Below are 389 nucleotides of genomic sequence, written 5' to 3'. Positions count from 1 at the left end.
GGATAAGCGAGTGCCCTTGGTCGAGAACCGACAGCATGATCTCGATGGGGTTTTCCTCAGGTCTCGTCCATTGCCGGTTGATGAGCACGGACGACAAGATGTCCTGCGCGATAAAGCGGCGCAGCCGCGACTTCCCCCAATATTCGCCTGCGGCAACAGCATGGGTGATCGCGCGCTCCCTTTCGCTGAGACAGGCCGACAAAAGGATGAAGTCGCCATGGCTGGTGTGATTGGCGAAATAGATGCGCTGCCGCTCGGAGGGCAGGCTGCCGTTCCAGATCGGCCGCACCCCGGTCACCATCCGGGCCAGAGCCGACAGGCCGACGGAGGTTACCGTCTGCAGCAAGGTGAAGGTCTTGAGCGAAAGCTTGTTCATCGCGGCGCCCAAA

At 60.9% G+C, this 389-nt stretch carries 1 protein-coding gene; it reads right to left on the bottom strand.

Annotation, left to right across the window (positions count from 1 at the left end):
• Positions 1-376, bottom strand: a 376-nt coding sequence (locus tag ENZ75_RS34165; protein WP_348630655.1) for a 1-acyl-sn-glycerol-3-phosphate acyltransferase, incomplete at its 3' end; no start/stop codon positions are given.
• Between the last annotated feature and the right edge of the window lie 13 nt (positions 377-389).

It is taken from the genome of Mesorhizobium sp. M7A.F.Ca.CA.002.04.1.1 (assembly GCF_004022805.1).
Classification (GTDB): Bacteria; Pseudomonadota; Alphaproteobacteria; order Rhizobiales; family Rhizobiaceae; genus Mesorhizobium; species Mesorhizobium ciceri.
The sequence above is the reverse complement of the archived record's forward strand: the minus strand, read 5'-3'. Positions and strand labels throughout refer to the sequence as shown.